Consider the following 19,921-nt stretch of genomic DNA (forward strand, 5'->3'; position numbering starts at 1 on the left):
AAAAGCAGCCTTGAATCTGATTTGCTCCTAAAAGGGAATCCTTAGAGTCCACACGACCTACGGTCCCTCCGATTTTTTGCTTCGCCTCCGCCTACTCCGCGCCATCAATGATCACAAAATCACCATCCGAGTATTTCTGCCGGATCGCCTTCGCCGCCCGATAGTCCGGGCAGGTGTAGCATTCCATCGCGGTGGCGCGGTCCTTGAACTCGATGACGAAGATACGCTTGCGGGCTGCGCCTTCCACCACCTCGTAGGGGCCGTTGCGCACGATGAAATTGGCGCCGTATTTCTCGAACACCGGCATCGCGGCGGCGAGATATTCCGGGTAGCGCGCTTCGTCGTGGACCGTGACGCCCACGATCCAGTAGGCCTTTGGCATGATCTTCTCCTGCGAGAGCAATTTCGGTTCTGATTGAATCAGAACCGAAGCTCTCGATTCTTGTTTTGACGCGTTTTCTTCACGCGAACCGGTATCCACTCCGCTCGAAAACGCTCTGATGGCATTCGCAAGACGCCGCACATCATGCAACATGCGGCGCGGCATCGATAGATTTGCCGGCTTCGCGTTCAAGTCACAATCTCGCGCACTTGCCTCACGTGCTTGTCAGTCGCCCGCGAGCCTGGCCTTGCCGGAGGTTGCCGCGACGACGTCGCGGATGAGATCGAACACGCCGTCACCCTCCGGCGGCATGTTCGGTGAGCGGCCGAGACGGACGATGACGAGACGCTCCGACGGCACGATAATCGCATATTGCCCGATCGAGCCCTTGGCGAAGAACGCATCGCGCGGCCAGCCGTGTTCGACGCGATAATTGGCGCCAAAGCTGTCGCCGTGATTGGTCCAGAAGCCTGCGCCATAGCCGACCCAGGCATTCGGCGTAGCCGCCGCCGAATACGCCGCCCAGCCCTCGGGCAATATCCGCTTGCCACCGGCCATGCCGTCGTTGAGATAGAGCTGACCGAAACGCGCCCAGTCGCGTGCGCTTGCAAGCATCTGGCTCGATCCCTCCGGCGTTCCCGCGGTATCGAACTCCACGACGACGTTGCGCATGCCGAGCGGATCGAACAGCTCCGTGCGCGCGAAGCGCATGACATCGGCGGCGCGGCCGCCGGCTGCGTTGCGGATCAGGTGCGAGAGGATGATGGTGTTTCCGTCGTGGTAGTTCCAGACACGGCCCGGCATGGTCTCCAGCGCAATGCTTTCCGCGTAGGCCGCCATGTCCGATTCCATGAACTTCATCCGGTTGACCGGCTCGAGCGCGGAGGCAAGCGAGGCCTGCAACGAGCTGCCGAGCGCCAGCCCTGCGGTGTGGCGCAGCAAGTGATCGACCGTGATCGCGTGGCGCGGATCGTCCGGCCGCTGCCAGGCGGCGACCGGCACCGGCTGATCGAGCGCGAGCACACCTTTGCGCACGAGAATGCCTGTCAGCGCCGAGATCACCGACTTGGTCATGGAGAAGCCGAGCAGCGGCGTGTCGAGGCCGATGCCGTCGGCGTAGCGCTCCGCGACGATACGGCCGTCCTTCATCACGACGACCGCGTGGGTGTGGCGGAACGGCGACTCCGCGGGCTCCGCAAACGCGTGATCGAGCGCTGCGGCAAGCTGTGGGTTCAGCGGTGCGACCACCGCCGCGCCGGCGGTGTCGGGCAGCAGCATCGCTTGCGGCCTTGCAGCCGGCACCGCCGTGTCGACCGGCGCGGTGCCATGATCGAGATAGCAGCCGAGCCCTTCGCGATAGACGGCGTGGCTGCGGCCGAGACCGAACAATGTGACCGTGACATCCTTGCGCGCGCGGTCGACCTGGTAGTCCATCGCCCAGGTGATCAGGCTGGTGCCCGGCATCGCATCCATCGTCTCGGCGAAGATCTTCGCCGGCGCGAACCCGGAGACGAAGGTTTCCGAGCACAGGGTGTTGGCGACAAAGCCGGTCGCGACCTTCGGCACGTCGCGGGCACGGGCTACCGAGAACGCCAGCGCACTGAGCGCGGTGGTGGCGGCAAGGATGAGAATGAGCTTTCGACGGGTCATGGGGGTCCTCCGGCAAGGCGCGAATGGCGCGTGCCGGGGATCAAGCCGCGGCGGCGGCCTCACTGCTCGCCGGATTTGGAAATCGGGTGACCGGAAGTTGGAGGGACCTTGCCGATTCTGAAATTATATAGTGATTACAATGGCTAGAGCCGTAGGCGCGCTTTCCTTCTCCCCTTGTGGGAGAAGGTGGCGCGGACGAAGTCCGCGACGGATGAGGGGTCTCTATCCGCGAAAGCAGACTTTCCAATCTGGCAGTTCGACCCGCCGAGAGATACCCCTCACCCGGTTCAATCGCGCTTCGCCCGATTGAACCACCCTCTCCCACAAGGGGAGAGGGTGCAGCGGTGCTCGCCGCGAAGGATCACGCCGCGCTGGCCTTGAGGCGGCGGTACTCTGTCGGAGTCACGCCTGTCGTCGCCTTGAAGGCGCGGTTGAAGGGGCCGAGGGACTGGAAGCCCGCGTCCATCGCGATGGTGATGACGGGGACTTCGGCCTGGGCGGGATCGGCGAGTGCCGCCTTGGCTTCCTCGATGCGATGGTTATTGAGGAAGACGTTGAAGTTGCGGTAGCCGAGCCGCTGGTTGATCAGCCGCCGCAGGCGGTATTCGGGGATCTTCAGCCGGCTCGCCAAGGTGCCGATGGTGATGTTGTCCTGGCGATAGATGCGCTCGTCCGCCATCAGGCGCATCAGCGCGTCGACCAGCTTCTGGTCGGCCGTGTCCTCGGCGATGGTGGCCTGCGCGGTTTGACCAACCACGATGTCGGGCCGGGCCGGGAACAACTCGGAGCCATCGACCCGCATCATGGCAAAGGCGATCGCCGCGACGACGGCGGCGAGCACGACGGCGTTGATCGTGTTGGCGATGTCGGCCGTGCCGCTGTCGGCAATGGCGATTTGCAGCACGGCATTCAACCCGCCATAGAGCGCCGCAGCACAGACGATGAAGACGCGGACGCGGCGGCGCCGCTCGACCAGATCAGCCGACCACGAGGTGATGGTCTGCGCGACCGCCAGGATGATGAAGGCCAGCGCCAGCAGATTGACGGCGACGATCGCGACGCGCGCACTCACGGCCGGCGCGATCCATACGCAATTGACGAAGCTGAAGGCCGTGACCGCCGCCCAGACCAGACCGTGCCACCAGCGCAGCTTGAAGTCTTCGTCAAACAGCGCGCGCGTGAACAGCCAGAACACGACGACCGTACCGGTCGAGAGCGCAATCAAGGGGACGTGCCAGATCGATGCCAGCCTGACCGCACCGATTGAAAAGCTCGCGGCATGGGCCGCCGCGCCAAGTGCGAAAGCTGCCGCGAGCCGCCCGGCGATGACCGCCCTGAAATCGGCCAGCAAGGTCGCCGCCAGCACCAACAGCAGCGCAATCGCGGCCGCGCGCAGACAGAGTTCGAGGACGGCGAGAGTCATCGGCGGGTGCGGTCTCCAGGCTCAGCCGAACATCGTCCGTCAGACAGTGCTTTTCAAGGCGCATCGCGCCGCCAGCGGCTGCGCAGCGTGACCCAGATATCGACGGTGTCCTCGCCGAGCTTGCCTTCGCCCTCGTTCTCGGCGCCGAGCCGCCGCGCCACGCCCTGGGAGGCCGCGTTGGCCGGATCGATGCAATGGATGATGCGGTCGAGGGTGAAATTGGCGAACACAAAGTCGATCGCGGCGCGCGCCGCCTCGACCGCATAGCCCTGGCCCCGGCACTCCCTGGCGATGCCCCAGCCGACTTCAAATCCCGGCCAGCCTGGCGGATACCAGGGGCCGACGCGGCCGACATAGCGGCCGGAGGACTTCTCCTCGACCGCGAACATGCCGAAGCCGTAGAGCGCCCAGTGGCCGGAGATCACCGCCGCGTTGCGCCAGCCGTTGATGTCAGACGTCACCGGCTTGCGATCCGGCGTGATGAACCGCGCGGTCTCGGGATCGGACAGCATCCGTGTGTTGTCAGGGATATCGGACGCACGCCACGGCCGCAGGATGAGGCGCGCGGTTTCGATGACGGGACCATCGACCCGGAGCAGCTTCGCGCCCGGCTTGACCAAAGAAACCATCGCTCGCTCCAGTTTCCAAGATTGCTCTCGCGGATATCGCACGGCAGCCGCAAACATACCATCGCACCCCTGCCCCCGATCGGCACGACGCGGCGATCAAATCCTGTTACGATCGCCGCAGCAAAGAAGGAGTTTCCGATGAGCTGGTTTCCCGACAACGATCCCGTGCTCGGCGATCCCAAGACCTGCGACGCGCTGGACCTCGTCATCGTGCCGCGCACCCGCGATCTCGGCGACGGCTTTGCGGTGCGCCGCGCGCTGCCGCACGGCAAGCGGCAGATGGTCGGCCCCTTCATCTTCTTCGACCATTTCGGCCCGGTGCAATACCTCGCCGGCAAGGGCATGGACGTGCGGCCGCATCCGCATATCGGGCTCGCCACCGTCACCTATCTGTTCGACGGCAGCATCATGCACCGCGACAGCGAGGGCAACGTCCAGGAGATCCAGCCCGGCGCGATGAACCTGATGACCGCCGGCCGCGGCATCGCGCATTCCGAGCGCACCCCGGCCGTGCAGCGCCGCGACGGCCAGAAGATGCTCGGCCTGCAAAGCTGGATCGCGCTGCCGGCGGGTAAGGAAGAGATCGCGCCGTCGTTCCAGCATTATGCGGCGGGGGACCTGCCCATGATCTCGGAACGCGACTTCACCGCGCGCGTGATCGCCGGCTCGTCGTTCGGCATCGCCTCGCCGGTCAGCATGGTCTCGCCCTGGTTCTACACCGAGGTGACGGCGAAGGCCGGGACCAGCGTGCCGCTCGACCCCGACCATGAGGAGCGCGCGATCTATCTCGTCGACGGCGAGGTCGAGATCGCCAATGAGCGCTACGAGGGGCCGCGGCTCCTGATCTTCCGCCCCGGCGACCGCATCACCGTGAAGACGGTGCAGCCGACGCGGATGATGTTTTTGGGCGGCGACGCGCTGGAGGGGCCGCGGCACATCTGGTGGAATTTCGTCTCCTCCTCGCAGGAGCGGATCGAGCAGGCCAAACAGGACTGGAAAACCGGCCGGTTCACGCCGGTTCCGCAGGAACACGAGTTCATTCCGCTGCCGGAGTGAGTTATCTCCTGAGATAGTCCCTTGCCGCCCGCGCGACGCGCGCGGGCGCGCCGCTTTTCGATGACCACGCCGAGAGAGACCACGCCCATGACCGCGATGCTATCCAGCGATTTGCCCCTGCCCCGGATCGGCCGCGGCAAGGTGCGCGATATCTATGCCGTCGGCGACGACCGGGTGCTGCTGCTGACCACCGACCGTATCTCGGCGTTCGACGTCGTGATGGCCGAGACCATCCCGATGAAGGGAGCGGTGCTGACCCAGATCAGCGCCTGGTGGTTCCGCCAGCTCGAAAGCACCGTGCCGCACCACATGATCAGCGCCGATGCCGACGAGATCATCCGCGCGGTGCCCGCGCTGAAGGACCACCGCGCCGATATCCTGGGCCGCGCGATGCTGTGCAGGCGCACCACCGTCTTCCCGGTCGAATGCGTGATCCGCGGCTATATCTCCGGCTCGGCCTGGAAGGAATATGCCGCATCCGGCACGCTGGCCGGCGAAAAGCTGAAGCCGGGGCTGGTCGAGAGCGAGAAGCTCGAGCCCGCGATCTTCAGCCCGGCGACCAAGGCCGAGACCGGCCATGACGAAAACATCACCGTGGCGCGCGTGCGCGAGATCGTGGGCAACGACGTCGCCGCGACGCTGGAAAAGATGGCGCGCGACGTCTACGGCTATGGCGAGACGACGAGCCGCGCCCGCGGCATCATCATCGCGGATACCAAATTCGAGTTCGGCCGCGACAAGGATGGCCGCATCATCCTGATCGACGAGGTGATGACGCCGGACAGTTCACGCTTCTGGGCGGTCGACGCCTACAAACCGGGCCAGCCGCAGCCGAGCTTCGACAAGCAACCGCTGCGCGACTATCTCGACGCCGAGCGTCGCGCCGGCCGCTGGAACGGCGATGCGCCGGCCCCGCCGCTGCCGGCGAGCGTCGTGGATGCGACCAGCAAGCGCTACCTCGAGGCTTACAGGCGCGTGACGGGGAGCGAGCTGAAGATTTAGCTCGGTCGTCGTTGCGAAGCTGTAGGGTGGGCAAAGCGACAGCGTGCCCACCATTCAGAGCCGATCGTGGATGGTGGGCACGTCGCTGCGCTCCTTTGCCTACCCTGCGGCGCTACTCCGCCGTCATTGCGAGGAGCGGAGCGACGAAGCAATCCATCTCGCCGCGTGCGTGGATGGATGGATTGCTTCGCTTCGCTCGCAATGACGGCGGAGTGGGTTTCAGGTGAATCCGATTCACCACAGTTGAAGACATACCTTTTGTCGCCGCATCCCGCCCCCTGCACTCTCCGCGCAAACGGAGGTGCTTACGATGCGTCAATTGACCTATGTCGGCGACCGCAAGGTCGAATGGTGGGACGTGCCGGCGCCGCGGCTCGCAGACGATCGCGACGCGCTGGTGCAGCCGCTCGCGGTGACGCGGTGCGATCTCGACCTTGCCATCGTCCACGGCAAGTCCGGCCTGCCGGGTCCGTTTGCACTGGGACATGAGACCGCGGGCCGCGTGGTCGACGTCGGCGATGGCGTGACAAATTTTGCGCCGGGCGATCTCGTCATCGTGCCGTTCCAGATCAGTTGCGGCATATGCGATCGCTGCCGGCGCGGCCACACCAATGCCTGTACGGCGGTGCCGTTTCGCTCCTCCTACGGGCTCAAGCCGGTGTGCGGCGTGGAGTATGGCGGCGGGCTGTCCGACCTGATCCGCGTGCCGTTCGCCGATCACATGCTAGTGCGCCAGCCGGATGGTCACGCGCTGTCGCAGACGGCCGGGCTCGCCGACGGCGCGACCGACGGCTTCAGCGCGGTGGCGCGCTGGCTCAAGCAATGGCCGGGCGCGGACGTGCTCGTGATCGGCGGCTTCGCGCAATCGCTCGGCATGTTCGCGGTCCAGGCCGCGGTGGCGCGTGGCGCCGGCCGCGTCGTCTATCTCGACGACCACGCGCCGCGACTGGCAAAAGCGAAGTCGCTCGGCGCCGATGTCATCGAAGCCCCCGCGGGCCTGGCGATGGAGCCGCCCGGTCTGTTCCCGATCGTGATCGATGCGGCCGCGACCGATGCCAGCATGCTGTTGGCGATGCGCGCGACGGAGCCCAACGGGATCTGCCAGCGCATGTATGGTGACTTCGCCGAGACCTCGCCGGTGCCGCTGCGGCACATGTATGGCGTCGGCGTCACGCTGAAGGTCTCGCGCGTCAATGTCCGCGCCGATTTGCCCGACTGCGTTGCCCATGTCGCGGCCGGGCACTACCACCCTGAGCACGCGATCACCCGCCGCGTGCGTTTCGAGGACGCGCATGAGGCGATCGGCGATCCGACCGTGCGCGTCGCCTTTGTGCGCGATGGCGTTGCGTGATGCGGTATATCGTAGGGTGGGCAAAGGAGCGAAAGCGACGTGCCCACCATCGAGAGCAGTGCAAGGAATGGTGGGCACGCTTCCGCCCTCGCTCGTTGAGATACCGCGGACGGGGTCGCTTTGCCCACCCTACGGAATTCGAAATCGTCATTGCGAGGAGCGCAGCGACGACACCGTGATTGCCTAAGCCTCGCTCCTGATGTCACTCTCCGGGGCAGAAGAAGAACATCAGGGAGCGCCCCATGACCGAAGCCAACGCCGTCCTCGTCGAGCGCGATGGTCCCGTGACCATCGTCTCCATCAACCGTCCGCATTGCCGCAACGCCGTCGATGGCGCCACCGCGCGCAAGCTGTATGACGCATTCCTGGCGTTCGACGCGGACGAGAGTGCCTCGGTCGCGGTCTTCACCGGCAGCGGCGGTTATTTCTGCGCCGGCGCGGATTTGAAAGCGGTGGCGGCGGGCGATCCCAACAAGAAGCGCGAGATCGGCGGACATGATTCCATCGCGCCGATGGGGCCGAGCCGGCTCAGGCTGTCAAAGCCGGTGATCGCGGCGGTCGAGGGCTTTGCGGTCGCCGGCGGCATGGAGCTCGCGCTGTGGGCCGACATGCGCGTCGTCGCCGAGGACGCGACCTTCGGCATCTTCTGCCGCCGCTTCGGCGTGCCGCTGATCGATCTCGGCACCATCCGCCTGCCGCGGCTGATCGGACATTCGCAGGCGATCGATTTGATCCTGACCGGACGCCCGGTCGGCGGGCCGGAGGCCCACCGCATGGGGCTTGCGAACCGGCTGGTACAGAAGGGCGAGGCCCGCGCGCACGCGATCGCGCTCGCCAAGGACATCGCGCGCTTCCCGCAGAACTGCATGCGCGCCGACCGCCTGTCGGCGCTGCGACAATGGGACCTCGAGGAGGAAGAGGCGATCAAGAATGAGATGCGCGGCGGGCTCGAGGTGATCGCCTCGGGCGAGACGCTATCCGGCGCGACGCGGTTTGCGTCCGGCGTCGGCCGCCACGGCGCATTCGGCGGCGAGGGCGGAAACGGCTGACGATCGCCTCCGCGTTGGCTACAGCAGGCCGCGGCTGGCGGTCGCTTCGAGCTGGTCCATCAACGCCTTGTCGTGATAGCGCGCGAGCGACAGGCTGCGCGCGAACGACGGGACGGGCGCGCCGACGACGGCGCGCGCGCAGAGATCACCGGCGGCGCAGGCGCCCATGGTGCCGTATCCCGAGAGGGCGGCCGCCAGGAAGACGCCTGGCGTTGCCGCGGCGCCGATCAGCGGCCAGTTCTCCCGCGTCATCGGATAGTAGCCGCCGTAATGCACGCGATCGCGCGGCAATGCGCCCAGATATTGCGCGAGCGCGGGCTGCAGCCGGCTCGCCGCGCGCAGCACGACTTCGGGGAAATAGGGATTGAGCTCAGGCTCGCGCACCGGATCGCTCGGCGTGGCGTTGAAGGCCCAGCCGAGCTTGATCCACTCGCCGTGATCGCCGCCATCCGGCCGGCAATGGATGCTGCCGGGCATCGGTGCCAACAAAGCGGAGAATTCGGGAGCGGCCGCGAGTGCATCACGTTCGTCCGCCGACCAGGCCAGCGTCTGGCCGTCGAGATCGATCGCGAACGGCATCCGCCGATCGACGGCGCGGTGGCGATCGGCAAAGGCGATCTTCTGCTGCAGCACGTTGAAGATCGGCAGCTGTTCGCCGTGCATCGCCGCCACATGCGCCGCGAAGGGTCCCGCCGCATTGACGATGATGTCGGCCTTGATGGTCTGGCGCGCGACGTCCGCCAGCACATCGACGACAAAGCGGTCGGCTTTCGCGATGCCGAGCACCCTGGCCTGTTGGAACTGCGCGCCTGACAGCCGCATGGTCTCCAGCATGTACTGGCCGAGCTGCTGGCCTGAGATGTCGCCCGCCCTGCGGATATGCAGGCCGGTGGCGACCTCGCGATCGAACGTCGGATAGTATTTCTGGATGAGATCGCGCCCCTGCAGCACGTCGACGCCATCGGGCGCGATTTGCCAATCCGCTGACAGCGGCGGCACGTAGCCATTGCCGGCGCCTTCATGGATGCGGATCAGTCTCGACGCGGATTCGCCATAGCCCTCGAACAATTGCTGCAACAACGCGTCCGGCCTCTCCTCGCGCGTCGCGAGGAAGTAGCCGCGCCGCGTCATGTGGATGCGATTGTCGGTCGCCCGCGCGATCGCTTCCATCAGATCGGTAGAGTGGTTGGTGAAATCGGCCATCGTCGGGTGCGGCCACCAGTTACGGTAATTCTCGCCTGACTGCGCCGAGGTCAGCGCCATCGGCTGGCCCTCGTCGACAATCAGAAGGCGCGCGCGCTTGTGTTCGACGGCGAGATAATACGCCGTGGCGATGCCGACGATGCCGGCACCGATCACCAGGATTTCAACGTCATTGGCCTTCACGCGCACTCTCCTGCGGCCCGCTGCGGGGCCTGCGATGGTTCAATTCTCGAATCGACGATCAGACGGAGCCTTGCGGGTTCGCATCCCGCAACGCCTGACGCCGCGCCGATCGCAGCGTCTTCTGCGTCTCTTCGATGTGCTCGCGCAGCAGGCGGACGGCCTTCTTGACCTCGCCCTCGCGGCACAGTTCGAGCAGCCGGTAATGCTCGCGTTGCGGCCGCTCCTTGCCGGTCGCTTGCGACACCAGCGCCCGCGTGAAACGGCTCACATGGCCATAATTCGCTTCGATCATCGCAAGCAGTCGCGGGCGATTGCACGGCGCGTAGAGCGTGGCGTGGAATTTCCAGTTGAACGCGCCCCATTTCGCCGGATCGGGCTCCGCGTCGTAGGCACGGAGGATTTTCGTCGCCTCGTCGAGATCGACCTCGCCCATGGCGGGGATCGCCAGCCGCAACGCATGACATTCGAGCGCGATGCGGATCTCGAGCAGCTCGATCACCTCGTCGATCGAGAGGTCCGAGACCACGGCGCCGCGGTTGGGCAGGATGGTGACGAAGCCTTCAGCCTCGAGCTGCCGCAGCGCCTCCCGCACGGGAATGCGGCTAGTCCCGAACCGCTCGGCGAGCTCGTCCTGCCGCAGCTGCAGTCCGGGCACGAGCTCGCCCGCGCTGATCGCGCGCCGCAGCGCCTCGCGCACGGCGTCCGGGGCAGAGCCGTGCGTACCTGAGCCTCGATTGCTTGCGGCGGATCCTGGTCCCATCCGGCTTCCCTCTCGCTGCGTGACGCGGGTCGCGACATCGGATCGCGCAGGAGATTGTATAAAATCGGTTTGTCCATTATGCAATAGTATGTATAAAATCTAACTCAATCGTATCCAATTCCTACCAGCGTTCGGGAGTGCGCGATGATTCAAGCCGCCAAGCAACTGATTTGCCTGGCCTTTCTTGCAGCCATGGTGTCCGCGGCGGTACAGGCGCAGTCGCCCGGCGGCACGCTCGCCAAGATCAAGGACACCGGCGAGATCCGGCTCGGGCACCGCGACGTCTCGGTGCCGTTCTCCTATCTCGATGACCAGCAGAAGCCGGTGGGGTTCGCGATGGACCTCTGCGCGCGGATCGTCGAGGCGGTGAAGCGCGAGCTCAAACTGCCGTCGCTCGAGACGAGGCTGCAGCCGATCCAGCTCTCTACGCAGATCCCGCTGATCGAGAACGGGACCATCGACATCGTCTGCGGCCCCGCCACCAACACGCTGGAGCGGCAGAAGGTCGTGGCGTTCAGCAACACGATCTTCGTCTCGAGCATTCGCGCGGTGGTGAAGAAGGACGCGCCGATCAAGAGCTTCGAGGATTTGAACGACCGGCCGGTCTCGCTGACCTCTGGCTCAACCTCGATTGCGCTGCTCGCAGCGCGGGCCAAGGAAAGGAATTTCCAGACCAGGAACATCCTGACGCCGGATCACGCCGCATCGTTCCTCGCGATGACGACGGGCCGCAGCGACGCGTTCGTCATGGATGACATCCTGCTCGCCGGACTGATCGCCAACAGCGCCGATCCGGCCAACTGGCGCATCATCGACGACAGTCTCCGCACCGAGCCCTACGGGTTGATCATCCGCAAGGGCGATCCGGAGTTCAAGGCGCTGATCGACCGGACGCTCGACGGCCTGATGAAGGGCAGCCAGTTCGCGGAACTCTACGCGAAATGGTTCATGAACCCGATTCCGCCGCGGAACGTGAACCTGAATTTCCCGATGACGGCACCGCTGAAGGACGCGGTTGCCAACCCGAACGACAAGGGCGTCTGAGAGGCCGGGCGGACGCGACGATCCGCGACAGGCTGCTCGATGAGCTGAGGAAGCAGCCATGGGCCCATGCCCATAAGCTGAACGTCACCGGCGCCTGGAATCGCGATTTTCCCAACGAGAACAACGGCGCGCTTATTGGGTAAATCCGGATTGGGTACCACTTAATTGAGACCGCCAGCACAACGCTGATCTTGCTAGGATCGTGGCAGGTAGCAAGCACAACCAATAATACATATCGCCTCATCACTGCAGCGTCCAGCTGCTCCCGACAAGCAGGCAGACTGATCCAGCGCAGACTGGAAGCTGTTTCCGCGGTGCAGCCAACGATCGGGCATCGTCGAACAGAATCAAGATACCGCAGGTGTCCTCGCGCGCGATGATTTCGAGAACCGGAAAGCGAACATCTGCAATGAAGCAAGCCTGCGTCAAAGCTCTCGGAATAAACGTATCGCGCATCGGCTTTGGCTGCGCCTCGCTCGGATCCCGTGTTGGTCCTCGGAAAGGGCTGGCGGCGCTCGGGCGTGCATATGATGCTGGAGTCACCTGGTATGACGTCGCGCCTTCGTATGGCGACGGCATGGCCGAATCGATCTGGGGCGAATTTGCCTCCGGCAAGCGCGACCGCGTCTTCGTCTGCACAAAGGTCGGCATGCGTCCCGCACCCCCACTCATCGTCATGCGGATGCTGAAGCCGCTATCGCAGAGCGTGATCGCGACTGTTCCGGTCCTGCGGAAACACGCCTCGAAAGTTCGGCAAGCCCCGTCCAAAGTGCCGCTGTCGGCGGAATTGATCACGACGAGCGTCGAGGAGAGTCTGCAACGCCTTCGCACGGACTATATCGATGTTCTTGCACTGCATCGGCCTGCCGTCGAGGAAGCGGTTCGCGAAGATATCATCCTGGCGCTGGAGCGCCTGGTCCGGGATGGAAAGGCCCGCGCGGTGTCGATTGCAGGCGATCTCGAGGCTGGAATGCGAGGTCTCGATGAATCGTTGCCCTATCGGCTTGTCCAGGTCGCCAATACCCCGTTCGAGCCGAACGTGGACTCTCTAAGAGAACGCGCCACCCCTTCCAGAACGTTCGTAACTCACGGGACGTTTTCGTGCCTCGATCAGCTCGTCGCGCACTTGAATGCGCAGCAACAGATTGCAAGCGCCCTGCATGATTATGGGTACCGTGGCAATCTTACCGAGATTGCCACGGCTTTTCTTGCGGACTACGCATTCGCAACCAATCCCGCCGGAATTACGCTGTTTTCGATGTTCCAGAGGGAACACCTCGATTTCAATCTGCGCCGGCTCGGGAATCATCCAACGCGCAAGCAGCTCGATCCCATCGTTGCCGCGCTCGTGGAAGGCATGCGTCGGGCCGATCCGGTGCCCTCCTCGCCGCTTTCGCGGAACTAGGACGAAGTCTGTGACGCCGGCGACAACAGGGCTGGCCCGGCCATGTGCCAAGTAACCCGGCAATCGCCAGGCTGCCCGACAGAGCAATTGAGGACCGCCGTGCCCATTCGCCGGGTCGTGAGTCCGACCTCTCCCGCGAGGAAGAGGTCGGTGCAAGTAGCGCGGCGGCGCCTGCGCTAAACGCCCGCCATCATCACGTATTTGATCTCGACATATTCTTCCATGCCGTAGTGCGAGCCTTCGCGCCCCAAGCCGCTCTCCTTGACGCCGCCGAACGGCGCCACCTCGGTCGTGATCAGGCCGGTGTTGACGCCGACCATGCCGGATTCCAGCGCTTCAGCAACGCGCCAGACGCGGCCGAGATCGCGGGAGAAGAAGTAGGAGGCGAGTCCGAACGGCGAGTTGTTGCACATCGCGATCACGTCGGCTTCGTCCTTGAAGCGGATCACCGGAGCCAGCGGTCCGAAGGTCTCCTCCTGCGACACCAGCGCGTCCGGCCGCACATCCGACAGCACGGTCGGCTCGAAGAAGGTGCGGCCGAGCGACGAGCGCTTGCCGCCAGTGACGACCTTGGCGCCGCCCTTCACCGCATCGGCAATGTGCCGCTCGATCTTCTCGACCGATTCCATGTTGATCAGCGGCCCCTGCACCACGCCGGCTTCTGTGCCGTCACCGATCTTCATCGCCGCGACCTTCTTGGAAAGCTTCTGCACGAACTCGTCGTAGATCTTGTCCTGGGCGTAGAGGCGGTTGGCGCAGACGCAGGTCTGGCCCATGTTGCGGTACTTCGAGACGATCGCGCCCTCGACGGCGGCGTCGATATCGGCATCGTCGAACACCACGAAGGGCGCGTTGCCGCCGAGTTCCAGGCCCAGCTTCTTCACGCCGACCGCCGACTGGCGGTAGAGGATCTTGCCGACCTCGGTCGAGCCGGTGAAGCCGACGAAGCGCACCGCCGGATGCTCGCACAAGACCTTGCCGATCGGCGGCGCATCACCGGTAATGATGTTGAACACGCCCTTCGGCACGCCGGCCTTCTCAGCGAGCGCGGCGAGCGCGAGCGCGGACAGCGGCGTCTCGTTGGCGGGCTTCAGCACGACCGTGCAGCCGGCCGCCAGCGCCGGCGACACCTTGCGCGTGATCATCGAGTTCGGGAAGTTCCACGGCGTGATGGCGCCGCAAACGCCGACCGGCTGCTTGATCGCCAGCAAACGGGCATCCGGCCGCTGGGTCGGAATGGTCTCGCCATAGACGCGGCGCGCCTCTTCGGCGAAGAACTCGACATAGGCCGCGCCTATGTCGACCTCGCCAAGGGCTTCCGCGAGCGGCTTGCCTTGCTCCGAGGTCAGGATCAGCGCGAGGTCCTCGCGATTGGCCACGATCAGGTCGAACCATTTGCGCAAGATGTTGGAGCGCTGCTTGGCGGTCAGCTTGGCCCAGGCCGGGAACGCGCGCTCGGCGGCTTCGACGGCTTTGGTCGCGTCCGCAGCGTTCAGCTGCGGGATCTTGATCAGCTCCACGCCGGTGGCCGGATTGTTGACGGCGAATTCCGGCGTGCCGACCCAGGCGCCGTCGATAAAGCAGCGGTCGCGCAGCAGCGACGGGTCCTTCAGGCGGTCGTGGAGGGATGCTGAGGGTTGCGAAGCGCGTGCGGCAACGGGCGGGGTCATGGCGTTACTCCTCGGAATTTTGCGGTATTCGCCGGCCTATATAGTCCGAAACGCGAAGCAATGCATTGTCTGCGAACGCGGTGCTGCTTGCCCGCAAACGCGGCCCTGCTCCGGTTATTTTGCCCGTCAGGCCGCGCCGCTCATATAGGTCTCGCGGCGGCCGAACCAGGATTTCGAGCTGGTCTGCACCAACGCCAGCGCCTGCGCGACATTGTCGACAGCCTCGAAGGAGTGCAGCGCGCCGGTACCGGCGTAGCGGACTTCATACAGGCCTGGACTGATCGCGCGGATACCGCTTCCACTCACTCCAGGTCGAAATCATCGGCTTAAGTCCCCGCCAGGTCACTACATCAAAGAGGCCACTGCATCAAAAGTGACAGCATGTTTCATCAAATCGTCCAGTCCAGCAGCGCCATTCATGCTGGAATCTGAACGCCTTACTGCAGAGCCGGTCACCGAGGATTGGACCCCGCCCACCGCAAAATCTGCACGTGTGTCATAGATCGGTTGCATGTGCCGCGCGCGCAAGGCCGTTCACGGCGCTGTCATCACGGGATCGCGACATCAGCGCCGGCGCGCTGTCCTTGCGGGACACAGCGGGCGGGAGGATGATCGGTGCACTCCAGAACAATAATCCAACGGAGGCGACCCCCATGCAAAGCAAGGCTCAGATCGATCAGCTTCTGCGTCAGAAGAGCGAGGCAAAGGAAGTTCCCGGCGTTGTCGCCGTGGCGGCGACCGGCAAGGACGTGATCTATCAGGGCGCGTTCGGCAAGCGCGACCTGTCGAAGGACGATGCCATGACCGCTGACAGCGTGTTCTGGATCGCCTCGATGACCAAGGCGGTGACATCCGCCGGCGCGATGCAGCTCGTCGAACAGGGCAAGCTGTCGCTCGATGAGCCGATCGGAAAGGTGCTGCCGGACCTCGCCACGCCGAAGGTGCTGGAAGGCTTCGACGCCAAGGGCGAGCCGAAGCTGCGGCCGGCGAAGAAGCCGATCACGCTGCGCCAGCTCATGACCCACACCGCCGGCTTCTGCTACGACCTGTGGAACGGCGATATGGCGGCCTATCTGCAGAAGACCGGCCTGCCCAGCATCACCACCTGCCAGAACGCCGCGCTGAAGACGCCGATCGCGAGCGATCCCGGCACGCGCTGGGAATACGGCACCAATATCGACTTCGTCGGCAAGGCGGTGGAAGGGGTGAGCGGCAAGAAGCTCGACGCCTATCTGCGCGACCACATCTTCGCGCCGCTCGGCATGAGCGACACCGCCTTCAAGATCTCGGACAACATGCGCAAGCGCCTGGTCGGCATGCACATGCGCGGCGAGGACGGCACGCTTTCATCGATCCCGTTCGAGCTCGAGCAGAATCCTGAATTCCACATGGGCGGCGGCGGGCTCTATTCCACCGCCGGCGACTACATCAAGTTCTGCCAGATGATCCTCAACAAGGGCAAAGGCAACGGCAACCAGGTGCTGAAGGCCGAGACGGTTACGATGATGGGGCAGAACCATATCGGCGATCTCACCGTCGGCAAGATGACATCGGCGGCGCCGATCTACACCAACGACGTCGACCTCTATCCCGACATGGTGAAGAAGTGGGGCCTGAGCTTCCTCATCAACACCGCCAAGACGCCGGAGGGCCGCAGCGCCGGCAGCCTCGCCTGGGCGGGCCTTGCCAACACCTATTTCTGGATCGATCCGTCGCGCGACGTCTGCGGCGTGATCCTGATGCAGGTGCTGCCGTTCGCGGACAGACTCTGCCTGGAAACTTTTGCAGGCTTCGAACGCGGCGTCTATGCCGGGCTCGATGCCGGCAGCGGACAGAGGGCTGCTTAAGTTCCACGTCCACAAACTCGTCATGCCCGGGCAAAAGCGCGAAGCGCGTCTTCGCGCAGATGTCCCGGGCATCCACGTCTGTGGTTTCCATGTGAAGAAAGACATGGATGGCCGGGACAAGCCCGGCCATGACGATGTGAACCGTCGGCTCCAGAGCCGCTGGCCCTCCCCTCGCGGGGAGGGATTTTCCCGAAGGACCCGCCATAGGTGGGGCCTGTTCTGCCGACGCCGAACGGCTAAGATCGCGCAAAAACAAAAGCACGATCGAGAGGGAGGACAGTCTTGGCACACAGGGCGGAGAGTTATGTCTGCGGCACATCCGATACGCCGCTGCTTGGTGAAACCATCGGCCGCAGCCTCGACCGCGCGCGCGAGCGCTGGGGCGACCGCGAGGCGCTGGTCTCGCCGAGCCACAATGTGCGCTGGACCTGGAACGAATTCGCCGAGCGCGCCGAGGCGCTGGCGGCCGGCTTCCTCGCGCTTGGGCTCGAGCGTGGCGAGCGGATCGGCATCTGGTCGCTGAACCGCCCCGAATGGACGCTGACGCAGTTCGCCGCCGCGAAAGCGGGGCTCATCCTGGTCACCATCAATCCGGCCTATCGCTTGAGCGAGCTCGAATTCGCGCTCGGCAAGGTCGGCTGCGCCGCGATCGTGACCGCGACCGCGTTCAAGACCTCGGCCTATATGGAGATGCTGAACACGCTGCTGCCGGAGCTCGCGAGCGCTGAGCCCGGCCGCTTGCAATCGGCACGACTGCCGCAATTGCGCGCGGTGATCCAGATCGGCGGGCCGGCCGCGCCCGGCACCATTGCCTTCGACGATGTCGCGGGCATGGCGACCGCGCGGCATCGCGAGCAGCTTGCTGCGCTCAGCGCGAGCTTGCAGTTCGACGATCCCGTCAACATCCAGTTCACCAGCGGCACCACCGGCTCGCCCAAGGGCGTGACGCTGACCCATCACAACATCCTCAACAACGGCTACTTCGTCGGCCGCGCGATGCGGCTGACCGAGCAGGACCGCATCTGCATCCCGGTGCCGCTCTATCACTGCTTCGGCATGGTGATGGGCAACCTCGCTTCCGTCACGCTCGGCGCCACCATGGTCTATCCCGGCGAAGGCTTTGATCCGCTGGCGACGCTGACGACGGCCGCGCAGGAGAAATGCACGACGCTGTACGGCGTGCCCACCATGTTCATCGCCGAGCTCGATCGTCCGGAGTTTTCGCGCTTCGACCTGACGGCACTGCGCACCGGCATCATGGCAGGCGCGCCCTGCCCGATCGAGGTGATGAAGCGCGTCAACACCGAGATGAACATGCGCGAGGTCACGATCGCCTACGGCATGACCGAGACGAGCCCGGTGAGCTTCCAGAGCGCGACCGACGATCCCTTGGAGCGGCGCGTCTCCACCGTCGGGCGCATCCATCCGCATGTCGAGGTCAAGGTCGTCGACCTCGACGGCAAGGTGGTGCCACGCGGCGAACGCGGCGAGCTCTGCACCCGCGGCTACAGCATCATGCTCGGCTATTGGGACGAAAAGGAGAAGACATCGGACGTGCTCGATGCCAATGGCTGGATGCACACCGGCGACCTCGCCGTGATCGACGACGAGGGCTATTGCAACATCGTCGGCCGCATCAAGGACATGGTCATCAGAGGCGGCGAGAATCTTTATCCCAGGGAGATCGAGGAATTCCTCTACCGCCACCCGAAAATCCAGGACGTGCAGATCTTCGGCGTGGCGGATGATCGCTATGGCGAGGAGTTGTGCGCCTGGATCAGGATTCGCCAGGGTGAGACGTTGACGGTGGACGAGGTCCGCGCGTTCTGCCAGGGCCAGATCGCGCACAACAAGATCCCTCGCTATGTCGAATTCGTCGAGGAATTCCCGATGACCGTGACCGGCAAGATCCAGAAATTCGTGATGCGCGACGCGGTCGAGGCCCGACTCGGGCTGAAGGCGGCGAAGACGGCGTGAGGTCGGCCCCGCTGTCTCGGCATCGTCATGCCCGGGCTTGTCCCGGACATCCACGTCTTCGGTCCATCCGCGTGCAAGACGTGGATGGCCGGGTCAAGCCCGGCCATGACGGACGAAGAGCTCCTGCGTTAAACCGGCAACCCGTTCTGCTGCGCCAGCTCCTTCAACGACACTTGTGGCCGGGCGCCGATGTGCTGGATCACTTCGGCTGCGGCGAGCGCGCCGAGACGGCCGGCGGCATCATAGCCGGCGTTGCGCACCAGGCCGAACAGGAAGCCGGCCGCGAACAGATCGCCGGCGCCGGTGGTGTCGACGAGCCTGTCGATCGGGAACGCCGGCACGGCGGTGACACCATCCTTCGACACCACGACGCAGCCCTTCTCGCTGCGGGTCACGACACCGAGCCTGGTGTCGTTCTGATACTGCTTCAGCGCGGTGTCAAAATCCGCGGTCTGGTAGAGCGAATGCAGCTCGGCCTCGTTGGCGAACACCAGGTCGACGGTGCCCTTGCGCATCAGATCAAGGAACTCGTCGCGGTAGCGATCGACGCAGAACGCATCCGACAGCGTCAGCGCGACCTGGCGGCCCGCGCCATGCGCGATGGTCGCCGCCTTGACGAAGGCATCCTTGGCGTTCTTCGGATCCCACAGATAGCCCTCGAGATAGATGATGCCGGCGGCTGCGATCTGAGCGGGATCGATATCGTCGGGGGTCAGATCCTGCGCGGCGCCGAGATAGGTGTTCATGGTGCGCTCGCCGTCCGGCGTCACCAGGATGTAGGAGCAGCCGGTGGCGGGGCCATCGGCGGCCGGTTTGGTGTCGAACGTCACGCCGGCGGCGCGGATGTCGTGGGTGTAGAGCCGGCCGATCTGGTCGTCCTTGACCTTGCCGACATAGGCGGCGCGTGCGCCGAGATTGCCGATGCCGACTATGGTGTTCGCGGCCGAGCCGCCCGACATCTCGGTCGCCGGCCCCATGTCGCGATAGATCGCGGTGGCGCGGGCTTCGTCGATCAGCGACATGCTGCCCTTGGCCATGCCGTGACGGCCGAGAAAGGCCTCATCGGTCTGGACCAGCACGTCGAAGATCGCATTGCCGATCCCGAGAACGTCATATTTTGCGTCAGCCATTGACCTGCCCTGTTACGGCTATCCACGAAAGGCTGCGGCCTATCACGATCCACCTCGTGGCAGCAAGCGGCGGTGTTCGTTCCAAAATTCGTCAAGACTGCGATCTGCCAACCCCGTCATCCCGGAGCGCGTAGCGCGTCGCGAAGGATGCACGGCCCGG

At 64.8% G+C, this 19,921-nt stretch carries 17 protein-coding genes; 8 read left to right on the forward strand and 9 right to left on the reverse strand.

What is annotated here, in order from left to right; translation table 11 throughout:
* Positions 1-91: 91 nt before the first annotated feature.
* The 4 genes from ACFFWD_RS01120 to ACFFWD_RS01135 form a co-directional block, all read right to left on the reverse strand.
* Positions 92-574, reverse strand: coding sequence for a DUF1330 domain-containing protein (locus tag ACFFWD_RS01120; protein ID WP_376960570.1), 483 nt, complete (start codon positions 572-574; stop codon positions 92-94).
* Positions 575-607: 33 nt separating this feature from the next.
* A complete protein-coding gene (locus ACFFWD_RS01125; protein WP_376960572.1) occupies positions 608-2,032 on the reverse strand; it encodes a serine hydrolase domain-containing protein in 1,425 nt (474 codons plus the stop codon).
* Positions 2,033-2,393: 361 nt separating this feature from the next.
* Positions 2,394-3,455 carry a helix-turn-helix domain-containing protein gene (locus ACFFWD_RS01130; RefSeq protein ID WP_376960574.1) on the reverse strand — a complete coding sequence of 354 codons (1,062 nt, stop codon included), beginning with the start codon at positions 3,453-3,455 and terminating at the stop codon, positions 2,394-2,396.
* A gap of 53 nt (positions 3,456-3,508) precedes the next feature.
* Complete coding sequence (locus ACFFWD_RS01135) at positions 3,509-4,084, reverse strand: GNAT family N-acetyltransferase (RefSeq protein ID WP_376960576.1); 576 nt, start codon at positions 4,082-4,084, stop codon at positions 3,509-3,511.
* Positions 4,085-4,222: 138 nt separating this feature from the next.
* Between ACFFWD_RS01135 and ACFFWD_RS01140 the strand changes: the two genes are divergently transcribed.
* From ACFFWD_RS01140 to ACFFWD_RS01155, 4 genes are all read left to right on the forward strand, one after another.
* Positions 4,223-5,140: a pirin family protein gene (locus ACFFWD_RS01140; RefSeq protein ID WP_376960578.1), complete on the forward strand. Its 918-nt coding sequence runs from the start codon at positions 4,223-4,225 to the stop codon at positions 5,138-5,140.
* Positions 5,141-5,227: 87 nt separating this feature from the next.
* The gene (locus ACFFWD_RS01145) at positions 5,228-6,142 is read left to right on the forward strand and encodes a phosphoribosylaminoimidazolesuccinocarboxamide synthase (RefSeq protein ID WP_376960580.1); all 915 of its coding nucleotides are present in this window, start codon (positions 5,228-5,230) and stop codon (positions 6,140-6,142) included.
* A gap of 310 nt (positions 6,143-6,452) precedes the next feature.
* Entirely contained in the window at positions 6,453-7,493 is a 1,041-nt protein-coding gene (locus ACFFWD_RS01150; RefSeq protein WP_376960582.1) for a zinc-dependent alcohol dehydrogenase, read from the forward strand.
* A gap of 242 nt (positions 7,494-7,735) precedes the next feature.
* Positions 7,736-8,542 (forward strand): crotonase/enoyl-CoA hydratase family protein, encoded by an 807-nt coding sequence (locus ACFFWD_RS01155; RefSeq protein ID WP_376960584.1) that lies wholly within the window; start codon positions 7,736-7,738, stop codon positions 8,540-8,542.
* An 18-nt stretch (positions 8,543-8,560) separates the two neighbouring features.
* Here the strand turns inward: ACFFWD_RS01155 and ACFFWD_RS01160 are convergent, their stop codons facing one another.
* On the reverse strand, positions 8,561-9,928 hold the full coding sequence (locus ACFFWD_RS01160; RefSeq protein WP_376960586.1) for an NAD(P)/FAD-dependent oxidoreductase: 1,368 nt from the start codon (positions 9,926-9,928) through the stop codon (positions 8,561-8,563).
* A 58-nt stretch (positions 9,929-9,986) separates the two neighbouring features.
* Complete coding sequence (locus ACFFWD_RS01165) at positions 9,987-10,688, reverse strand: GntR family transcriptional regulator (RefSeq protein WP_376960588.1); 702 nt, start codon at positions 10,686-10,688, stop codon at positions 9,987-9,989.
* A 144-nt stretch (positions 10,689-10,832) separates the two neighbouring features.
* On the opposite strand from ACFFWD_RS01165, the gene ACFFWD_RS01170 reads away from it, so the two are divergent.
* Positions 10,833-11,732 (forward strand): transporter substrate-binding domain-containing protein, encoded by a 900-nt coding sequence (locus tag ACFFWD_RS01170; protein WP_376960590.1) that lies wholly within the window; start codon positions 10,833-10,835, stop codon positions 11,730-11,732.
* A gap of 409 nt (positions 11,733-12,141) precedes the next feature.
* A complete protein-coding gene (locus tag ACFFWD_RS01175) occupies positions 12,142-13,137 on the forward strand; it encodes an aldo/keto reductase (RefSeq protein ID WP_376960592.1) in 996 nt (331 codons plus the stop codon).
* A 176-nt stretch (positions 13,138-13,313) separates the two neighbouring features.
* On the opposite strand, the gene ACFFWD_RS01180 is transcribed toward ACFFWD_RS01175, so the two are convergent.
* Together ACFFWD_RS01180 and ACFFWD_RS01185 are read right to left on the reverse strand one after the other, a co-directional pair.
* Complete coding sequence (locus tag ACFFWD_RS01180) at positions 13,314-14,807, reverse strand: NAD-dependent succinate-semialdehyde dehydrogenase (RefSeq protein WP_376960594.1); 1,494 nt, start codon at positions 14,805-14,807, stop codon at positions 13,314-13,316.
* 126 nt (positions 14,808-14,933) lie between these two features.
* Complete coding sequence (locus ACFFWD_RS01185; protein ID WP_376960652.1) at positions 14,934-15,113, reverse strand: hypothetical protein; 180 nt, start codon at positions 15,111-15,113, stop codon at positions 14,934-14,936.
* A gap of 347 nt (positions 15,114-15,460) precedes the next feature.
* On the opposite strand from ACFFWD_RS01185, the gene ACFFWD_RS01190 reads away from it, so the two are divergent.
* On the forward strand, positions 15,461-16,654 hold the full coding sequence (locus ACFFWD_RS01190) for a serine hydrolase domain-containing protein (protein WP_376960596.1): 1,194 nt from the start codon (positions 15,461-15,463) through the stop codon (positions 16,652-16,654).
* A gap of 282 nt (positions 16,655-16,936) precedes the next feature.
* Positions 16,937-18,631, forward strand: coding sequence for an AMP-binding protein (locus ACFFWD_RS01195; protein WP_376960598.1), 1,695 nt, complete (start codon positions 16,937-16,939; stop codon positions 18,629-18,631).
* A gap of 128 nt (positions 18,632-18,759) precedes the next feature.
* On the opposite strand, the gene ACFFWD_RS01200 is transcribed toward ACFFWD_RS01195, so the two are convergent.
* Entirely contained in the window at positions 18,760-19,761 is a 1,002-nt protein-coding gene (locus ACFFWD_RS01200; protein ID WP_376960600.1) for an adenosine kinase, read from the reverse strand.
* Positions 19,762-19,921 lie beyond the last annotated feature (160 nt).

The organism is Bradyrhizobium erythrophlei (assembly GCF_042430365.1).
Lineage (GTDB): Bacteria > Pseudomonadota > Alphaproteobacteria > Rhizobiales > Xanthobacteraceae > Bradyrhizobium > Bradyrhizobium erythrophlei.

Excerpts from the sequence above, each read along its gene's own strand:
- ACFFWD_RS01125 (WP_376960572.1), bottom strand. The coding sequence starts at position 2,032 with ATGACCCGTCGAAAGCTCATTCTCATCCTTGCCGCCACCACCGCGCTC.
- ACFFWD_RS01130 (WP_376960574.1), bottom strand. The coding sequence starts at position 3,455 with ATGACTCTCGCCGTCCTCGAACTCTGTCTGCGCGCGGCCGCGATTGCG.
- ACFFWD_RS01135 (WP_376960576.1), bottom strand. The coding sequence starts at position 4,084 with ATGGTTTCTTTGGTCAAGCCGGGCGCGAAGCTGCTCCGGGTCGATGGT.
- ACFFWD_RS01140 (WP_376960578.1), top strand. The coding sequence starts at position 4,223 with ATGAGCTGGTTTCCCGACAACGATCCCGTGCTCGGCGATCCCAAGACC.
- ACFFWD_RS01145 (WP_376960580.1), top strand. The coding sequence starts at position 5,228 with ATGACCGCGATGCTATCCAGCGATTTGCCCCTGCCCCGGATCGGCCGC.
- ACFFWD_RS01150 (WP_376960582.1), top strand. The coding sequence starts at position 6,453 with ATGCGTCAATTGACCTATGTCGGCGACCGCAAGGTCGAATGGTGGGAC.
- ACFFWD_RS01155 (WP_376960584.1), top strand. The coding sequence starts at position 7,736 with ATGACCGAAGCCAACGCCGTCCTCGTCGAGCGCGATGGTCCCGTGACC.
- ACFFWD_RS01165 (WP_376960588.1), bottom strand. The coding sequence starts at position 10,688 with ATGGGACCAGGATCCGCCGCAAGCAATCGAGGCTCAGGTACGCACGGC.
- ACFFWD_RS01170 (WP_376960590.1), top strand. The coding sequence starts at position 10,833 with ATGATTCAAGCCGCCAAGCAACTGATTTGCCTGGCCTTTCTTGCAGCC.
- ACFFWD_RS01175 (WP_376960592.1), top strand. The coding sequence starts at position 12,142 with ATGAAGCAAGCCTGCGTCAAAGCTCTCGGAATAAACGTATCGCGCATC.
- ACFFWD_RS01180 (WP_376960594.1), bottom strand. The coding sequence starts at position 14,807 with ATGACCCCGCCCGTTGCCGCACGCGCTTCGCAACCCTCAGCATCCCTC.
- ACFFWD_RS01190 (WP_376960596.1), top strand. The coding sequence starts at position 15,461 with ATGCAAAGCAAGGCTCAGATCGATCAGCTTCTGCGTCAGAAGAGCGAG.
- ACFFWD_RS01200 (WP_376960600.1), bottom strand. The coding sequence starts at position 19,761 with ATGGCTGACGCAAAATATGACGTTCTCGGGATCGGCAATGCGATCTTC.